Source organism: Streptomyces sp. NPDC046925 (assembly GCF_040644915.1).
GTDB lineage: Bacteria > Actinomycetota > Actinomycetes > Streptomycetales > Streptomycetaceae > Streptomyces.
In genome coordinates this window covers 1-16,776 of sequence record NZ_JBEYWZ010000005.1, presented here as the reverse complement: position 1 = coordinate 16,776, position 16,776 = coordinate 1, and the positions used below count along the sequence as shown (strand labels likewise).

14 protein-coding genes are annotated in these 16,776 nt (G+C 71.3%); 10 read left to right on the top strand and 4 right to left on the bottom strand.

All coding sequences use genetic code 11. The annotated features are described in order from the left end of the window. Positions 1-38 precede the first annotated feature (38 nt). Entirely contained in the window at positions 39-1,448 is a 1,410-nt protein-coding gene (radA, locus tag ABZ906_RS21535) for a DNA repair protein RadA (protein WP_361191176.1), read from the bottom strand. Between the two features lie 176 nt (positions 1,449-1,624). Here radA and ABZ906_RS21530 point away from each other — a divergent pair, with 176 nt between their 5' ends. Beyond that, the gene (locus tag ABZ906_RS21530; protein ID WP_361384916.1) at positions 1,625-3,346 is read left to right on the top strand and encodes a hypothetical protein; all 1,722 of its coding nucleotides are present in this window, start codon (positions 1,625-1,627) and stop codon (positions 3,344-3,346) included. 22 nt (positions 3,347-3,368) lie between these two features. Here the strand turns inward: ABZ906_RS21530 and ABZ906_RS21525 are convergent, their stop codons facing one another. Beyond that, entirely contained in the window at positions 3,369-4,220 is an 852-nt protein-coding gene (locus tag ABZ906_RS21525) for a hypothetical protein (RefSeq protein ID WP_361191181.1), read from the bottom strand. A 71-nt stretch (positions 4,221-4,291) separates the two neighbouring features. On the opposite strand from ABZ906_RS21525, the gene ABZ906_RS21520 reads away from it, so the two are divergent. The 5 genes from ABZ906_RS21520 (at position 4,292) to ABZ906_RS21500 (ending at position 9,361) form a co-directional block, all read left to right on the top strand. Further along, entirely contained in the window at positions 4,292-5,224 is a 933-nt protein-coding gene (locus ABZ906_RS21520) for a Ppx/GppA phosphatase family protein (protein WP_361384913.1), read from the top strand. 97 nt (positions 5,225-5,321) lie between these two features. Next, the gene (locus ABZ906_RS21515; protein WP_361191184.1) at positions 5,322-6,146 is read left to right on the top strand and encodes a sugar phosphate isomerase/epimerase; all 825 of its coding nucleotides are present in this window, start codon (positions 5,322-5,324) and stop codon (positions 6,144-6,146) included. After that, positions 6,143-6,772 carry a TetR family transcriptional regulator gene (locus ABZ906_RS21510; RefSeq protein WP_361191186.1) on the top strand — a complete coding sequence of 210 codons (630 nt, stop codon included), beginning with the start codon at positions 6,143-6,145 and terminating at the stop codon, positions 6,770-6,772. The genes ABZ906_RS21515 and ABZ906_RS21510 overlap by 4 nt, the downstream gene beginning before the upstream one ends. Positions 6,773-6,929: 157 nt before the next feature. Beyond that, a complete protein-coding gene (gene ilvD / locus ABZ906_RS21505) occupies positions 6,930-8,783 on the top strand; it encodes a dihydroxy-acid dehydratase (RefSeq protein ID WP_361384910.1) in 1,854 nt (617 codons plus the stop codon). Positions 8,784-9,067: 284 nt separating this feature from the next. Beyond that, positions 9,068-9,361: an SH3 domain-containing protein gene (locus tag ABZ906_RS21500; protein ID WP_361384907.1), complete on the top strand. Its 294-nt coding sequence runs from the start codon at positions 9,068-9,070 to the stop codon at positions 9,359-9,361. Positions 9,362-9,428: 67 nt separating this feature from the next. Here the strand turns inward: ABZ906_RS21500 and ABZ906_RS21495 are convergent, their stop codons facing one another. After that, complete coding sequence (locus ABZ906_RS21495) at positions 9,429-11,834, bottom strand: serine/threonine-protein kinase (RefSeq protein ID WP_361384904.1); 2,406 nt, start codon at positions 11,832-11,834, stop codon at positions 9,429-9,431. Between the two features lie 234 nt (positions 11,835-12,068). Between ABZ906_RS21495 and ABZ906_RS21490 the strand changes: the two genes are divergently transcribed. From ABZ906_RS21490 to proC, 4 genes are all read left to right on the top strand, one after another. Further along, entirely contained in the window at positions 12,069-12,593 is a 525-nt protein-coding gene (locus ABZ906_RS21490) for an EamA/RhaT family transporter (protein ID WP_361191196.1), read from the top strand. 90 nt (positions 12,594-12,683) lie between these two features. Then, positions 12,684-13,520, top strand: a complete 837-nt coding sequence (locus ABZ906_RS21485; protein WP_361384901.1) for an ABC transporter ATP-binding protein — start codon at positions 12,684-12,686, stop codon at positions 13,518-13,520. Continuing rightward, on the top strand, positions 13,517-14,254 hold the full coding sequence (locus ABZ906_RS21480) for an ABC transporter permease (protein WP_361191201.1): 738 nt from the start codon (positions 13,517-13,519) through the stop codon (positions 14,252-14,254). Before ABZ906_RS21485 ends, ABZ906_RS21480 begins: the two co-directional genes overlap by 4 nt. A 95-nt stretch (positions 14,255-14,349) precedes the next feature. Beyond that, positions 14,350-15,162: a pyrroline-5-carboxylate reductase gene (gene proC / locus ABZ906_RS21475; protein ID WP_361384899.1), complete on the top strand. Its 813-nt coding sequence runs from the start codon at positions 14,350-14,352 to the stop codon at positions 15,160-15,162. A 66-nt stretch (positions 15,163-15,228) separates the two neighbouring features. On the opposite strand, the gene trpS is transcribed toward proC, so the two are convergent. After that, entirely contained in the window at positions 15,229-16,248 is a 1,020-nt protein-coding gene (trpS, locus tag ABZ906_RS21470; RefSeq protein ID WP_361384896.1) for a tryptophan--tRNA ligase, read from the bottom strand. Positions 16,249-16,776 lie beyond the last annotated feature (528 nt).

The window sequence follows — 16,776 nt, the reverse complement described above, 5'->3', positions numbered from 1 at the left end:
CGACTGCTTCGTACGGATGGGCGAGACCAGGGCAAAGTCTACCGGCGCTCTTCGCTCTCCCGTGGGGCCTCTCTGCGACGCGACCTCGGAAGAACACGCAGCGCGTCCCCCATGTCGGCGACTTCGGTGACCTTCATACCGGCCGGAACCTTGCCCGGATCGGCCGGGACAAGGGCGTGCGTGAAGCCCAGACGGTGCGCTTCGGCCAGTCTGCGCTGGACTCCCGTGACCCTTCTGACCTCGCCCGCAAGGCCCACTTCGCCGATCGCGACGAGATTTTTCGGCAGCGGGGTGTCGCTCGCCGCGCTGGCCAGGGCGAGGGCGACCGCGAGGTCGGCGGCCGGCTCGGTGAGCTTCACGCCGCCGACGGTCGCGCTGTAGATGTCGCGCTTGCCCAGTGCGGTGATGCGGCCGCGCTGCTCGAGGACCGCCAGCATCATCGAGACGCGGGAGGTCTCCAGGCCGGACGTGGTGCGGCGGGGGGAGGGGATCTGGGAGTCGACGGTGAGGGCCTGGACCTCGGCCACCAGGGGGCGGCGGCCTTCGAGGGTGACCGTCAGGCAGGTGCCGGGGACGGCCTCCGTGCGGCGGGTGAGGAAGAGGCCGCTGGGGTCGGCGAGCCCTGTGATGCCCTCGTCGTGCAGTTCGAAGCAGCCGACCTCGTCCGTCGTCCCGTACCGGTTCTTGACGCCCCGGACCAGGCGCAGGCGCGCGTGCCGGTCGCCCTCGAAGGACAGGACGACGTCCACGAGGTGTTCGAGGAGGCGGGGTCCCGCGATCGCGCCGTCCTTGGTGACATGGCCGACCAGGAGCGTGGACATGCCGCGCTCCTTGGAGGCGCGGATCAGGGCGCCCGCCACCTCGCGGACCTGGGCCATGCCGCCCGGCGCCCCGTCGATCTCCGGCGATGCGACCGTCTGGACCGAGTCGAGGATCAGGAGGGAGGGCTTCACCGCGTCCAAGTGGCCCAGGACGGCGGCGAGGTCGGTCTCCGCCGCGAGATAGAGGTGGTCGTCGATGGCCTTGATGCGGTCGGCGCGCAGCCGGACCTGGCTCGCCGACTCCTCGCCGGTCACATAGAGGGTGCGCTGCTCGTCGCTGGCCGACTTCGCCGCGACGTCCAGGAGCAGCGTCGACTTGCCGACGCCCGGCTCGCCCGCGAGGAGCACCACGGCGCCGGGGACCAGGCCGCCGCCCAGGACGCGGTCGAATTCGGGCACGCCGGTGGAGCGCGCGGTGGCCTGGCGGCCGTCGACCTGGCCGATGGGCAGGGCGGACGAGGTGACACGGCCGGGGGCCGTGGTGCGGACCGCGGGCGCCCCGTACTCCTCGACCGTCCCCCAGGCCTGGCACTCGGGGCAGCGGCCGAGCCACTTGGCCGTCTGCCAGCCGCACTCGGTGCAGCGGTAGGACGGCCGGTCTTTACCGGTCTTCGTGCGGGCAGCCATGAACGGAACCGTAGCGGGCAGCACTGACAGTGCCGCACGCGAGCCGGACCGCGGCCACGGAGGCAGCTCCGGAATCATGGGTTCCTGTCCCCTTTTGAGGGATCTGTTCACCCGTAAGGATTAAATGTGCTCAAGGGGGAGGAGCGACCCGGCATCATCCGCCTAACTTCGCACGGGTGATGAGCAGCAGGCCGGAAACCCCCACCCAAGCAACCGGCGCACACCGGGCGCATCGTGACGCGCGTCAGCGCGTGGTCCCCCGCTCGGTGCCGCAGGCGCCGCCCGCACGCTACGAACCCTGTCTGGACGGCCTGTTCACGTACTGCCTGTCCGTCCTCTGCGATCACGAAGCCGCGACCGCCGCCGTGGGAGACGTCCTCGCCATCGCCGAGCGCCGCGGCTCACGCGGCCCGGCCTCCGAATCCGAACTGAAGTCCTGGCTGTACGCACTCGCCCGCTGGGTCTGCCTGCGCGCCCTCGCCGACGCGAAGCGCAAGCGGCAGGGCGCGCACGCCTCCGGGGGAGCATCCCGCGTCCCGAAGGCCGCGGACTCCACCGAGTCCGCCGAGTCCGCCGCGCCGCCGAACGAGACGCAGCGGCAGCGCCGCCGCGAACTGGCCCAGCTGGCCTGGCCGGAGGCCGCGGGCACGACGCCCGAGCAGCGCGAGGCGCTCGAACTCGCCGTCCGCCACCAGCTCACCGCCAAGGAGGTCGCCGCGGTCGTCGGCATGGACGTCGCGCGGACCCGCGACCTCCTTGCCTCCGCCGCCTGCGAGGTGGAGCGCACGCGCGCCGCGCTCGCCGTCGTGGAGACCGGCAACTGCCCGATCGTCGCCCGCCTCACCGGCGATAACCAGCTCCTGCTCGGCACGGCCCTGCGCCGCGAGCTCGTGCGGCACGTCGACGACTGCCCGCGCTGCCGCCGCACCGCCGAGCGCGCCGGATCCGGCGCCTGGCCCGGCACCGCCGCGTCCCCGGCCGCGCTGCCCGTCATCGAGGCACCGCGGGCCGCCGTGCACGTGGCGATGGCGCACGTCCCGCGCGCGCGGGGCGGCGGTCCGCGCTTCGACCGGCGCGGTTTCCCGGTGGACCCCAAGGACCACGCGGCCCGCCGCGACCGGATGCGCGCGCGTGCCGTGACGACGACGGTCGTCGCCACGGTGGTGGCCGCCCCGGTCCTCGCGCTCTGGGCGGCGTACCGCGGTGCGCCGCTGACCGGCGAGGGCCAGGACGGCCGCTCGGTCAGCGCCAGCGACTCCGGACCCGACGGCATGAACGGCGACCGCCGACCCGAGGACTACGAGAACGCGGGCAACGCCGACACCCCGCCCGACCCCCGCTTCACCGCGGGCAGCCGCTCACCGGACGTCTCCGTGGAGGTCATCAGCTCCGGATCGGCGCCGTCCCGTTCCGGCACCGGCGCCGGCCGCCTCACCGTCGCGGCGCAGCCCAGCGGCGGTACGACACTGATCACGCTCTCCGCGTCGGGGGGCGAGCCGGTCCACTGGTCGGCGAGCGCGGGGGCGCCCTGGCTCTACCTGAGCCGGTCGTCCGGGACGCTCTCACCGGGAGAGACGTTCACCCTCCGGGTGTACGTCGACCGCACGCGGGAGCCCGCCGGGCACTGGAGCGCACGGGTCTCCGTCGCGCCCTCGGGGGCGATCGTCTCGATCGACGGGTACGGCAGCGGTTCGGGCCGTCCGACGCACCCCGGCCCCCGCCCGACCCCGACACCCCCGAAGCCGAGGCCGACCCCGACGACCCCAGACCCGACCCCCACCCCGACGACCCCTGACCCGACACCGACCACCCCGGACCCGACCCCGACCCCGTCGGACCCGGGCACCTCGACACCCCCGCCGAGCGACAGCGGCGACCCGAGCCCGAGCGGGAGCTAGGGCCCCGGTACGCGGCCGGGATTCAGCGAGAGGGATCCGCCGGATGCGGTGCGACCAGCGGCAGCTGAGAAGCGAGGCGCTCCTCGCACAGCTCCGCGAGCCGGTCGTACCCCTCCTTGCCCATCAGCTCCGTCAGCTCGGGACGGTAGGAGACGTACACGGGATCACCCGCGCCGTGCGCCGACGTCGCGGACGTGCACCACCAGTGCAGGTCGTGCCCGCCGGGCCCCCAGCCCCGCCGGTCGTACTCCCCGATGGACACCTGGAGGATCCGCGTGTCGTCGGGCCGGTCGATCCACTCGTACGTCCGCCGGACCGGCAACTGCCAGCACACGTCCGGCTTCGTCTCCAGCGGCTCGCGCCCCTCCTTCAGCGCCAGGATGTGCAGCGAGCATCCCGCGCCCCCGGAGAAACCGGGACGGTTCTGGAAGATGCAGGAGCCGTTGTACGGGCGGGTCTGGCGCTCGCCGTCGTCGTCGGTCGAGACCCAGCCGGTCTCCGTGCCGATGTCGTGGTGCTGCCAGATGTCCGGCGTGAGCCGCGCCACGGACTCGGCGACGCGCTTCTCGTCGTCCTCGTCGGAGAAGTGGGCACCCAGCGTGCAGCACCCGTCGTCCGCCCGGCCCGCCTGAATGCCCTGGCAGCCACTGCCGAAGATGCAGCTCCACCGAGAGGTCAGCCATGTCAGATCACAGCGGAAGACCTGCTCGTCGTCCGCGGGATCAGGGAACTCCACCCAGGCCCGGGCGAAGTCGAGACCCTTCTCGTCCGGCTGCGTCTTCGCAGACTTGGCAGACTTCGCGGCCTTCTCCGGCTTCCCCGACTTATTCTTCGGCTTCGTTTTGTCGGTCTTCGCCTTTTTCGTCTTTGGCACGTCTCCAGGGTATGCGCGCGGTACCCGGTCCGAGGACCAGCGACAGCCGTACGAGCAGTAGCGTTCCGTATATGAGACTCGGTGTCCTCGACGTAGGTTCGAACACGGTGCATCTGCTGGTGGTGGACGCACACCCCGGCGCGCGCCCCCTGCCCGCTTACTCGCACAAGGCGGACCTGCGGCTCGCCCAACTCCTCGACGACGCCGGGGCGATCGGCCCCGAGGGCGTCGGTCTCCTGGTCGGCACCGTGCGTGACGCCCTTGAGGCCGCCGAGGACAAGGGCGTCGAGGATCTGCTGCCGTTCGCGACCTCCGCGGTGCGCGAGGCCAGCAACGCCGACCAGGTCCTGGCCAGGGTCAAGGAGGAGACCGGCGTCGACCTCCAGGTCCTCACCGGCGAGGAGGAGGCCCGCCTCACCTTCCTCGCCGCCCGCCGCTGGTTCGGCTGGTCGGCGGGAAAGCTCCTGGTCATCGACATCGGCGGCGGCTCGCTCGAAATCGCGTACGGCATCGACGAGGAACCGGACGCCGCGGTCAGCCTGCCGCTCGGCGCGGGCCGTCTGACGTCCTCCTGGCTGACCCAGGACCCGCCGGACCCCGCCGACGTGAAGGCGCTGCGGCGGCACGCGCGCGCCGAGATCGCCCGCACGGTCGGGGAGTTCAGCCGCTTCGGCGCCCCGGACCACGTCGTGGCGACGTCGAAGACGTTCAAGCAGCTGGCCAGGCTCGCGGGCGCCGCACGCTCCGCCGACGGTCTCTACGTACAGCGTGAGCTGAAGCGCAAGTCCCTGGAGGACTGGGTGCCGCAACTGGCCGCGATGACGGTCGTGGAGCGCGCCGAACTGCCCGGAGTCTCCGAGGGGCGGGCCGGACAGCTGCTCGCGGGGGCGCTCGTCGCCGAGGGTGCGATGGATCTCTTCGGGGTCGAGACCCTGGAGATCTGCCCGTGGGCACTGCGCGAGGGCGTGATCCTGCGCAGGCTCGACCACCTTCCGACGTCGTAGGGCGCGTCTCCTCTCCACTAGACGTACGTCACACAGGACTCGGGTGTGTGGGAGACCACCTCCCGGGTGCCGGGGCGGGGCCCGTACGCTGTCCCTCGTGGCAGAACCAGTGGTGCGCATCCCGGATGCGAAGGTCGCCCTGTCGACGGCCTCGGTCTATCCGGAGTCGACGGCGACGGCCTTCGAGATCGCCGCGCGCCTCGGCTACGACGGCGTCGAGGTCATGGTGTGGACGGACCCCGTTAGCCAGGACATCGAGGCGCTGCGCAGACTCAGCGACTACCACCGGATCCCGATCCTCGCCGTGCACGCGCCATGTCTCCTGATCACACAGCGCGTGTGGTCCACGGACCCCTGGGTCAAGCTCCAGCGCGCGCAGGCCGCCGCCGAGAAGCTGGGCGCGTCGACCGTCGTCGTGCACCCGCCCTTCCGCTGGCAGCGCGGGTACGCGAACGCCTTCGTCGACGGCATCTGGAAAATGGCCGACGAGACGGACGTCCGGTTCGCTGTCGAAAACATGTACCCGTGGCGTTACCGCGACCGCGAGATGCTCGCCTACGCCCCCGACTGGGACGTCACCAAGGACGACTACCGCCACTTCACGGTCGACCTCAGCCACACCGCGACTGCCCGCACGGACGCGATGGACATGATCGACCGCATGGGCGACCGCCTCGGGCACGTCCACCTCGCCGACGGCAAGGGCTCCGCCAAGGACGAGCACCTGGTGCCGGGCCGCGGCACCCAGCCGTGCGCCGAGCTCCTGGAGCACCTGGCGACCAGCGGCTTCGACGGCCACGTCGTCATCGAGGTCAACACGCGCCGCGCGATGTCCAGCGCCGAGCGCGAGGCCGACCTCGCCGAGGCCCTCGCCTATACGCGGCTGCATCTGGCGTCCGCGGTGAAGGTGCCCCGGTCGTGACATCGGCCTCACAGGGCGACGCGGCCCCGCGCCGCAGGGGACGCCCGTCCCGTACGCAGTCCGCCGGGGGCCCCGCGACACGGGACCGCATCCTGGAGGCGGCCCGCACCGAGTTCTCCGCCCGGGGGTACGAGAAGACGTCCGTACGCGGGATCGCCAAGGCGGCCGGGGTGGACTCGGCCCTCGTGCACCACTACTTCGGCACGAAGGAACAGGTCTTCGAGTCGTCGATCGAGGTGGCCTTCGCGCCCGCGCTCGACGCCCCCGCCGCGATCGAGGAGGGCCCGCTCGACGGCGTCGGCGAGCGCCTGACCCGCTTCATCTTCGGCGTCTGGGAGAACCCCGCGACCCGCGTACCGCTGCTCGCGATCGTGCGCTCGGCGGTGAACAACGAAACGGCGGCGGCCGTCTTCCGCCGGCTCATCGCCGGGCAGCTGCTCGGCAGGATGGCGAGCCGGCTCGACCAGCCGGACGCGGAGCTGCGGGCGGAACTGGCGGCCGCGCAACTGGTGGGCACGGCCATGCTGCGGTACGTGATCCAGGTCGAGCCCCTGGCGTCCGCGGACCCGGAGGCGATCATCGCGCGGATCGCGCCGGTGGTGCAGAGGCACCTGACCGGCCCCTGACCGGCCCTTGACCGGCCCCTGACGGGGGCGTGGGACAGCCGCTCACCGAGACGGTTGTCCCGCATTCCGGACAGGCTGTCCAGATCGTGGAGGGTCGGCGTACCCTCGAAAACAGTCGATTCCTATGTCTCTGAGATCTCAGAAGGAGCGAGCGACGATGCCCGAGCTCAGGTCCCGCACAGTCACCCACGGCCGCAACATGGCGGGCGCACGCGCCCTTATGCGTGCCTCCGGTGTACCCGGCGCGGACATCGGGCGGAAGCCGATCATCGCCGTCGCCAACTCCTTCACCGAGTTCGTGCCCGGCCACACCCACCTCCAGCCGGTGGGCCGGATCGTCTCCGAGGCGATCGTCGCCGCGGGCGCCGTCCCGCGCGAGTTCAACACGATCGCCGTGGACGACGGCATCGCGATGGGCCACGGCGGCATGCTGTACTCCCTGCCCTCCCGCGATCTGATCGCCGACTCGGTGGAGTACATGGTGGAGGCGCACTGCGCCGACGCCCTGATCTGCATCTCCAACTGCGACAAGATCACCCCCGGCATGCTGAACGCGGCCCTGCGCCTCAACATCCCGACGGTCTTCGTCTCCGGCGGCCCGATGGAGGCCGGCAAGGCCACGCTGGTGGACGGCACCGTCCGAAAACTCGACCTGGTCAACGCGATCAGCGACGCGGTCGACGAGAACGTCTCGGACGAGGACATCCTCCGTATCGAGGAGAACGCCTGCCCGACCTGCGGCAGCTGCTCCGGCATGTTCACGGCCAACTCCATGAACTGCCTGACCGAGGCCATCGGCCTCTCCCTGCCGGGCAACGGCTCGACCCTCGCCACGCACACCGCCCGCAAGGCGCTGTACGAGAACGCGGGCCGGACGGTCGTCGAGATCGCCAAGCGGTACTACGACGGCGACGACGAGTCGGTCCTGCCGCGCAACATCGCCACACGCGCCGCCTTCGACAACGCCATGGCGCTCGACATCTCCATGGGCGGCTCCACGAACACGATCCTGCACCTGCTCGCCGCCGCGCAGGAGGCCGAGCTCGACTACACCCTCGCCGACATGGACGCCGTCTCGCGCCGCGTCCCCTGTCTGGCCAAGGTCGCCCCGAACGTCGCGCCCGGCGGCACGTACTACATGGAGGACGTGCACCGCGCGGGCGGCATCCCCGCGATCCTCGGCGAGCTGTACCGCGGCGGCCTCCTGAACGAGGACGTGCACACGGTCCACTCCGCGTCCATCAAGGAGTGGCTGGGCACCTGGGACGTGCGCGGCGGCTCGCCCTCTGACGAAGCCGTCGAGCTGTGGCACGCGGCCCCGGGCTGCGAGCGCTCGGCGACCGCCTTCTCCCAGTCGAAGCGCTGGGACAGCCTGGACACGGACGCCGCGGGCGGCTGCATCAGGGACCTGGCGCACGCGTACTCGGAGGACGGCGGCCTCGCGGTCCTCAAGGGGAACATCGCCGAGGACGGCTGCGTCGTGAAGACGGCGGGCGTCGACGAGTCGATCTGGACGTTCGAGGGCCCGGCCGTGGTCTGCGAGTCGCAGGAAGAAGCGGTCGACAAGATCCTCAAGAAGCAGGTCAAGGAAGGCGACGTGGTCGTCATCCGCTACGAGGGCCCCAAGGGCGGCCCCGGCATGCAGGAGATGCTCTACCCCACCTCCTTCCTGAAGGGCCGCGGCCTCGGCAAGGCCTGCGCCCTGGTCACGGACGGCCGCTTCTCCGGTGGTACGTCGGGCCTGTCGATCGGCCACGCGTCGCCCGAGGCCGCGTCCGGCGGTGCGATCGCCCTGGTCGAGGACGGCGACCGCATCCGCATCGACATCCCCAACCGCGGCATCGAACTCCTCGTCGACGACGCGGAACTGACCCGCCGCCGCGAGGCCCTGGGCGGCGTGTACGCCCCCAAGAACCGCGAACGCAAGGTCTCCGCAGCACTGCGGGCCTACGCGGCCATGGCCACAAGCGCGGACCGCGGCGCGGTGCGTGACGTTTCGAAGCTGGGCTGACGCGGGCTGGTCGCGCAGTTCCCCGCGCCCCTTACGGGGCGCGTCTCACGGATGCCGGGCAGGCTCTTTCAGCCCGTCCGGCGTTTGAGGACGAACTCGGCGGAGCCGGTGATGACGGCACGTACAGGGCAGTACGAGGCCCTCGCGCCGAGCGAGTTTTCGGGAAGGGGCGGGGTTGGGGAAAGAAGCCCCGTCACCGCAACCACCCCGCCCCGCTCAGGCGTCCCCCCAGTGACGAACATGCCAGGGTGGCCAAGAGCCGCCGCTTCACGGGGGAGAGAAGCATGAGCGAGAACGTCATAGCACCGGAATCCGCAGAGGAAATCGAAGCCGCGGCGGCAAGAACGTACCCGATCGCCGCGGACGTCAACGTCCGCTCCGGCCCGGGCACCTCGTACGGCAAGGTAGGCCGCCTCTCGGCAGGAACCCGAGTGACGATCCTCTGCCAGAAGCCGGGCGAGAAAATAACGGGCCCGGCAGGCACCACGAAGCTCTGGGACCGCATCGGCAGCGGCCGCTACGTCTCCGACGCGTACGTCCGCACGGGCAGCACCGGCTACGTGGCACCCCGCTGCTGAATCACGGAAACACTGGCAACACAGCCACCACCGGCACCACCGGCACCACCGCGAAAGCCGCCGGAGTTCACTCGGACTTCGGCGGCTTCGTCGCGTCGAACGAGAACACGGTGTTGTCCGCCGCAGCCACGACCAGCACCCGCCCCGACACCGCGACCCGCGGACTCGCGTTCGACTCGCCGGTCAGCCCCTTCGCCCGCGGACTCGTGGTCCAGAGCGGCTTGCCGCCCCGCGCGGAAAGGGCGACGACCCGCCCGCTGGCAGAGCTGAAGTAGAGAGCCCCGGAACCAGACCCAGACCCAGACCCAGACCCAGACCCAGACCCAGCACCGCCCCCCGGAGCCGGCACCGGCCCCGAAGCCCCCTCCACGCTCGTCTGCCGGGACCACTTCTGCCGACCGCTCACGGGATCCACCGCGCTGATCCGCCCGGTCGTCTCGGCGAAGTAGACCGTGCCGTCAGCGATACCGGGCGTGGCGTCGTACGTCTTCTTCAGCGGCCGGGACGAGACCTCACCGCTCTCCGGGTCGACCCGCAGCACCTTGTCGTACCCGACGGACTGGGTGCCCTGCATCCGCTGGTGCAGGAGGACGAGCCCGCCCTCGGCATCACCCACCGGCTGCACGGGCCCCTGAACCGGAGTGCCCTTGCCGAGCGCACCGGACTTGAGGCCGAGGGTGTGCAGGACGGGGTGGCGCACATCGACGTTCGCGACCTCGCCGGACGGCGCGCACATCGCGTACGCGCGCTGCCCCGCCGCGACCGGCGTGCACTCGGAGCCCGCGGGAACGGGCGTCGACCAGAGCATGCTCCCGCTGCGCGCGTCCCTGGCCTCGACCCGCGTACGGCCGGGGTCGACGCTCAGGACGGTCGAGCCGGAAAGCACCGCGTCCTGCACCCGCCCGGTGTAGACCATCGACTGGCCGCCGATCGGCCGGGACCACAGCTCCTTGCTGGTACGGGCGTCAAGCGCCACCAGCTGCTGGGCCGATTCGTTGCCCTCCGGGGTGCGGTAGCCGAGGACGGTGTCCTTCGTGGCGCCCACGATGTGCATGCCCTGCGTGGGCACGCCGGGGCTCTTCACCCGCCAGATCTCCTTGCCGTCGGAGATCCGCAGCCGGGTCGCGACGACACCGCCGCCCCCGCAGAACAACGCGTCCCCGCGCGGCACGCAGCGCACCTCGTCCGGGATGCCCCGGTCGTTGGGCACGGTCGTGCGCCAGGGCTTGTAGCCGTCGGGCAGGGGCGGCGCCTCGGCCGCCGCGACCGTGCTCTCCTTGCCGTCGTCGCTTCCGGAAGAGGCGTCGGACGAGCCGAGCTGGAGCGCGGCGACCCCGCCACCGAGCGCGGCGACGGCGACGGCGGCGGCGAGCGCGGGCCGCCAACGGCGGCGCAGACGCCCGCCGTTGAGAGTCCCGTCGGGCGCGGCGGCCGTCGAAGCGTCACCGGTCCCGGCACCGTTCCCAGCACCGGGACCGGTCCCGGCCCCGGCCCCGGTCCCGGCCCCGGTCCCGGCCCCGGTCCCGGTCCCGGACCCGGCAACCGCAGCGCCCGCACCCCCGGTCCCGCCCGCACTCCCGCCCTCGGTCCCGTCATCCGAGGACCGGTGATGCTGCGTGTCCGTGTCCCGCGTACGGCTGCCCGGCGCCCCCGCCGCTTCCCCCAACTCGGCCGGCAGGTCCCGCAGCCGTTCGAGCAGCTCGTCCGCGGACGGACGCGCGTCGGGGTCCTTGTCGAGGCACGGCTCGACCACGGCGCGCAGGGCGCCGGGCACGGCGGCCAACTCCGGCGGCTCGTGGACCACTTGATACGCCGTCATGTACGGGCTGTCCGCGTCGAACGGCCCCTGCCCCGTCGCCGCGTACACCAGCAACGTGCCCAGCGAGAAGACGTCGGACCTGGGCCCGACCCCGCGCGGCGCCTGCAACTGCTCCGGCGACATGAACGGCGGCGTACCGATGACCCGCCCCGTCATCGTCAGCGTCTGCTGGTCCGCGGCGCGCGAGATGCCGAAGTCGATGACGCGCGGCCCCTCGGGTGAGAGCACGACGTTCGACGGCTTGAGGTCACGGTGCACGACGCCGACGCGGTGGATGTCACGCAGCGCCTCCGTCAGACCGATGGCGAGCGTACGCAGGTCCGTACCGGCCAGCGGGCCCTTCTTGGCGATGTGCTGGGCGAGGGTGTGTCCCTCTATATAGGTCGTCGCCATCCAGGGGTGCTCGGCCTCCGGGTCGGCGTCGACCACGGCGGCGGTGAACGCGCCGCTCACCCGCCGCGCCGCCGCCACCTCCTGCCGGAAGCGGATACGGAATTCCTCGTCCCCGGCGTACTGCTGGTGGATCAGCTTGATCGCGACGGGGCGCCCCGAAGCCGTACGTGCGAGAAAGACCGTGCCCATGCCGCCCGAGCCGAGCCGTGCCTCGAGCGGGTAGCCGCCGATCTCGGCTGGGTCACCTCCGCGAAGCGACACTCTCCTGACCTCCCCGTCCCGCCTGCCTCAGTTTTCGCCTGGGTCCGTCTGCCTGTCCTGCCACCCAAACTAGCCGCCGGGTGGTACGGCAGGGCAAGGCGGGGGACGAATAGGGCGAGCCCGCCCTCGCACCACCGGACTCCCACCGAGCTCACCCCTGCGCCGCCCGCCTCCCGACTCCCGTCGAGCCCGCCCCTGCGCCGCCCGGCCCCCGCCCCGCGCGATACTCGACGAGTGAGCGCAGATTCCAGCACCCCCGACCGCACGGCGGCGACGACCGGGGCAGCCGCGACGGCCCCCGGCCCGCAGCCCGAGCCCCTCCGCTTCTTCGGTACGACCTGGGTGGCCCACGACAACGGCTACGGCGTCCGCCGCGCGGGCGTCGCCGCGGGATCGCTGCTCGCGGCGGCGGCCGGATGCTTCGTGCTGCGTTTCGCGTACGAAGGCATGGCGATCGCGGACGTGGGGACGTTCGTGAACTTCCTGGTCCTCATCATGTTCTCGGTCTGCAGCGCGATCGCCTTCCGCCGCAGCTGGGAGGGGTTCACCCGCCGCCACGACCCGGCGTCCCAGTCGTCGATGCGCGGCCTCATGACGATCGGCTTCGTCGGCGTCCTCCTCGCCTACTTCGTCCGCTCCCTCACCGAGGCCCCCGGCGAAGAGCTCCACCGCAAGGAGTACGAGACGGCCCGCGAGCAGTACGTGAAGCGCACGTCCCGCCGCACGGGCAATCCGTCCCGCAAGAAGAAGAGGACGTAACCGCCCCGCTCCCGTACGCCCCCTGGCCCGGCCCCCGATTCGGTGGCCGGGCCTTGACGTGTCCGGCGTCTGGCGCGCGATAATCATCGCATGATGAATAACGTGAGCGACGAGGAACCTCCAGCCATCGAGGCGAGGGGCCTGACCGTCATCCGAGGCCCCCGCACAGTCCTCCGCGACCTGACCTTCACCGTCCCGAAAGGCCAGATCACCGGCCTCCTCGGCCCATCCGGCTGCGGCAAATCCACCCTCATGCGCGCGACGGTCGGCACCCAGGCCAAGGTCACCGGCACCCTGAACGTCCTCGGCCACCCCGCCGGCGCTCCCGGCCTCCGCCCCCGCATCGGGTACGTCACCCAGCACCCCTCCGTCTACGACGACCTCACCGTCCGCCAGAACCTGGACTACTTCGCCGCCGTCCTCGACCCCGGCCGCGGCCCCGCCGCCCACCGCCGCCGCGACCACGTCACCCGGGCCATCGAGGACGTCGACCTGACGCCCCACGCCGACGCCCTCGCGGGCAACCTCTCCGGCGGCCAGCGCAGCCGCGTCTCCCTGGCGGTCGCCCTCCTCGGCGCCCCGGAACTCCTCGTGCTCGACGAACCCACCGTCGGCCTCGACCCCGTACTCCGCCGCGACCTGTGGAACCTCTTCCACTCCATCGCCGCCGACCGCGGCACCACGATCCTCGTCTCCTCGCACGTCATGGACGAGGCCGAACGCTGCCACCGCCTCCTCCTCATGCGCGAAGGAGAACTCCTCGCCGACGACACCCCTCAGGCCCTGCGCACCCGCACCGCCACCGAGACCGTCGAAGCGGCCTTCCTCCACTTGGTCGACGAGGCCACCGCCGCCCGCCGCGACAACCCCGCCCCCACCAGCAGCACCTCCACCGGCAGCAGCACCTCCACCAGGAGCGCCCGATGAACACCCACCGCACCCTCGCCACCGCGGCCCGCGTCCTGCGACAACTCCGCCACGACCCCCGCTCCATCGCGCTGATGCTGCTCGTCCCCTGCGTGATGCTCCTTCTCCTGCGCTACGTCTTCGACGGCAGCCCGCAGACCTTCGACTCCATCGGCGCCTCGCTCCTCGGGATCTTCCCGCTCATCACGATGTTTCTGGTGACGTCCATCGCCACCCTCCGCGAACGCACCTCCGGCACCCTCGAACGCCTCCTCGCGATGCCCCTGGCCAAGGGCGACCTCATCGCGGGCTACGCCCTCGCCTTCGGCTTCCTCGCCGTCATCCAGTCGGTCCTCGCCACCGGCCTCGCCCTGTGGGCCCTCGGCCTCGACGTCACGGGGTCCGCCTGGCTGCTGCTCCTGGTCGCGCTCCTCGACGCCCTGCTCGGCACGGCGCTCGGCCTCTTCGTCTCCGCCTTCGCGGCCTCCGAGTTCCAGGCCGTCCAGTTCATGCCGGCCGTGATCTTCCCCCAGCTGCTCCTCTGCGGCCTGTTCACCCCGCGCGACAACATGGCGCCCGTCCTCGAATCGATCTCGAACGTCCTGCCCATGTCGTACGCCGTCGACGGCATGAACGAAGTCCTCCGCCACTCCTCCGTCACCGGCGCCTTCGTCCGCGACGCCGTGATCGTCGCGGGCTGCGCCGTCCTCGTACTCGCCCTCGGCGCCGCCACCCTCCGCCGCCGCACGGCCTGACGCACCAATGCGAGGATGACCGGAGAGCACGACCGGAAGAGCATCACCGGAAGAGAACGACCCCGGCTGAACCGCACCTGGAGGGTGACCCACACATGCCCCAGCCCGTCGCAGTCCTCGGCACCGGCAAGATCGGCGAAGCCCTCCTCAGCGGAATGATCCGGGCCGGCTGGGCCCCCGCCGACCTCCTGGTCACCACCCGCCGCTCCGAACGCGCCGCGGAACTCCGTACGCGCTACGGAGTCGACCCCGTCAGCAACGCCGAGGCCGCCAAGCAGGCCGACACCCTCATCCTCGCCGTCAAGCCGCAGGACATGGGCCGCCTCCTGGAAGAGCTCGCCCCGCACATCACCTCCGACCGCCTGGTCATCAGCGCCGCCGCCGGCATCACCACGTCCTTCATCGAGGAGCACCTCGCCGAGGGCACCCCGGTCGTCCGCGTCATGCCCAACACCCCGGTCCTCGTGGACGAGGGCATGTCCGTCATCTCCGCGGGCAGCCAGGCCACCGCCGCCCACCTCGCCCACGCCGAGGAGATCTTCGGCGCCGTCGGCAAGACCCTGCGCGTCCCCGAGACCCAGCAGGACGCCTGCACGGCCCTCTCCGGCTCGGGCCCGGCGTACTTCTTCTACCTGGTCGAAGCCATGACCGACGCGGGCATCCTCCTCGGCCTGCCCCGCGACAAGGCCCACGACCTCATCGTCCAGGCCGCGATCGGCGCCGCCGTGATGCTCCGCGACAGCGGCGAACACCCGGTCAAGCTCCGCGAGAACGTCACGTCCCCGGCCGGCACCACCATCAACGCCATCCGCGAGCTGGAGAACCACGGCGTACGAGCAGCCCTCATCGCCGCCCTCGAAGCCGCCCGCGACCGCAGCCGCGAACTGGCATCCGGCAACAACAGCTGACGCCCGGGGCCGGGGGCGCGCGGTAACCGCGCCCCCTTGCCCGGCCCCGCACGCCCCCACCCGCGCCTACAGCGCTGCCGCGGTCACCTCCACCGGCGGCAACAGACCGATCGCGCGATAGGCGGCATCCACCGTCGGCCTGGACATCCCCCTGGCCCGCTCGGCTCCCCGCCGCAGCACCTCTTCCACATAAGCGGGATCGGCGACGAGCTCCTTGTGCCTCTCCTGCAAGGGCCGCAGCACCTCCACCACGGCCTCGGCGGTGTCCTTCTTCAAGGCCCCGTACGAGTCGTACACACCGCTCAGGCCCTCGGGGTCCCCGCCTTCGCAGGCCGCGAGGATCTCCAGCAGGTTCGAGATCCCCGGCTTGGTCTCCCGGTCGTACTCGACCTCGCTCCCGCTGTCCGTGACGGCGCGCATGATCTTCTTCCGCACGACGTCCGGCTCATCGAGCAGATAGACGATCCCGGCCCCGGCATCCCCGGACTTCCCCATCTTCGACATCGGGTCCTGCAGATCCATGACCCTGGCCGCCACCTTGGGGAACGTGGCCCGCGGCACCACGAACGTGTGCCCGTACCGCTGGTTGAACCGCACCGCCAGATCCCGCGTGAGCTCGACGTGCTGCACCTGATCGTCCCCGACCGGCACCTCGTCCGCCCCGTACGCCAGGATGTCCGCCGCCATCAGCACGGGATACGTGAGCAGCGAAAGCCGGACACTCCCGCCACGAGCCCGCTCGAGGGCGGACTTCTCCTTGTACTGGATCATCCGCCGCATCTCGCCGTCCGTGGCGACGCACTCCAGCAGATACGAGAGCCGGGCGTGCTCGTCCACATGACTCTGTACGAACACGGTGGCCTGCTCGGGATCGATCCCCGATGCAAGCAACAACGTCGCCGCCTGCCGACTGAGCCTTCGCACCCGGCCGGGATCGTGATCCACGGTCAGCGCGTGCAGATCCACGACACTGAACAGCGAGTCGGCGCGGTGCTGATCCACCTCTGCCCACTGGCGCACGGCGCCCAGGTAGTTCCCCAGGGTCAGATGCCCCGTCGGCTTGATCCCGCTGAAGATCCTCGTCATCTCTCCACCTCCTGGTCAGGACCGCCGGCCCGACGACCGGGCTCCGGGTCCTCCAGGGGGAGAAACGAGAACGGCCGCCGAGTCGGCGGCCGTTGAGTACATGCGTGTGTACGGCCGCCGTCAGGCGGCCCACCACAGCTGGGTGTGCGCATGCGTAGTCACATCCCCTACGGTAGCTCTCGGGGGACGCCGCGTACCAGGGTTGACACGCCAAGGCCGCGTACGTAGTGTTCTCCGAGTTGCCCGACGTGAGCGTCGACCCTTGGTCGGTCCCCGGGCAGCCATTCCGCAACAACATTCAAGCGATCGATGTCGTGTCACTTTGCTGACCCGTCGTCTGCTCGTTTTCATGCGTGTTTGCGAAATGAGGAATCCGCGTTCGAAAGGACGCCCCGATTTGGATCGGGAGCCAGGATTCCGCTAATGTCTCACTCGTCGGAACGGCCCAACAGCCGCGAAGACAAGCCCCGCTGACTGGGAATCAGGCCCGAAAGGATCTGGTAGAGTCGGAACCGCCGGAAAGGGAAA

Excerpts from the sequence above, each read along its gene's own strand:
- radA (WP_361191176.1), bottom strand. The coding sequence starts at position 1,448 with ATGGCTGCCCGCACGAAGACCGGTAAAGACCGGCCGTCCTACCGCTGC.
- ABZ906_RS21520 (WP_361384913.1), top strand. The coding sequence starts at position 4,292 with ATGAGACTCGGTGTCCTCGACGTAGGTTCGAACACGGTGCATCTGCTG.
- ilvD (WP_361384910.1), top strand. The coding sequence starts at position 6,930 with ATGCCCGAGCTCAGGTCCCGCACAGTCACCCACGGCCGCAACATGGCG.
- ABZ906_RS21500 (WP_361384907.1), top strand. The coding sequence starts at position 9,068 with ATGAGCGAGAACGTCATAGCACCGGAATCCGCAGAGGAAATCGAAGCC.
- ABZ906_RS21485 (WP_361384901.1), top strand. The coding sequence starts at position 12,684 with ATGATGAATAACGTGAGCGACGAGGAACCTCCAGCCATCGAGGCGAGG.
- ABZ906_RS21480 (WP_361191201.1), top strand. The coding sequence starts at position 13,517 with ATGAACACCCACCGCACCCTCGCCACCGCGGCCCGCGTCCTGCGACAA.
- proC (WP_361384899.1), top strand. The coding sequence starts at position 14,350 with ATGCCCCAGCCCGTCGCAGTCCTCGGCACCGGCAAGATCGGCGAAGCC.
- trpS (WP_361384896.1), bottom strand. The coding sequence starts at position 16,248 with ATGACGAGGATCTTCAGCGGGATCAAGCCGACGGGGCATCTGACCCTG.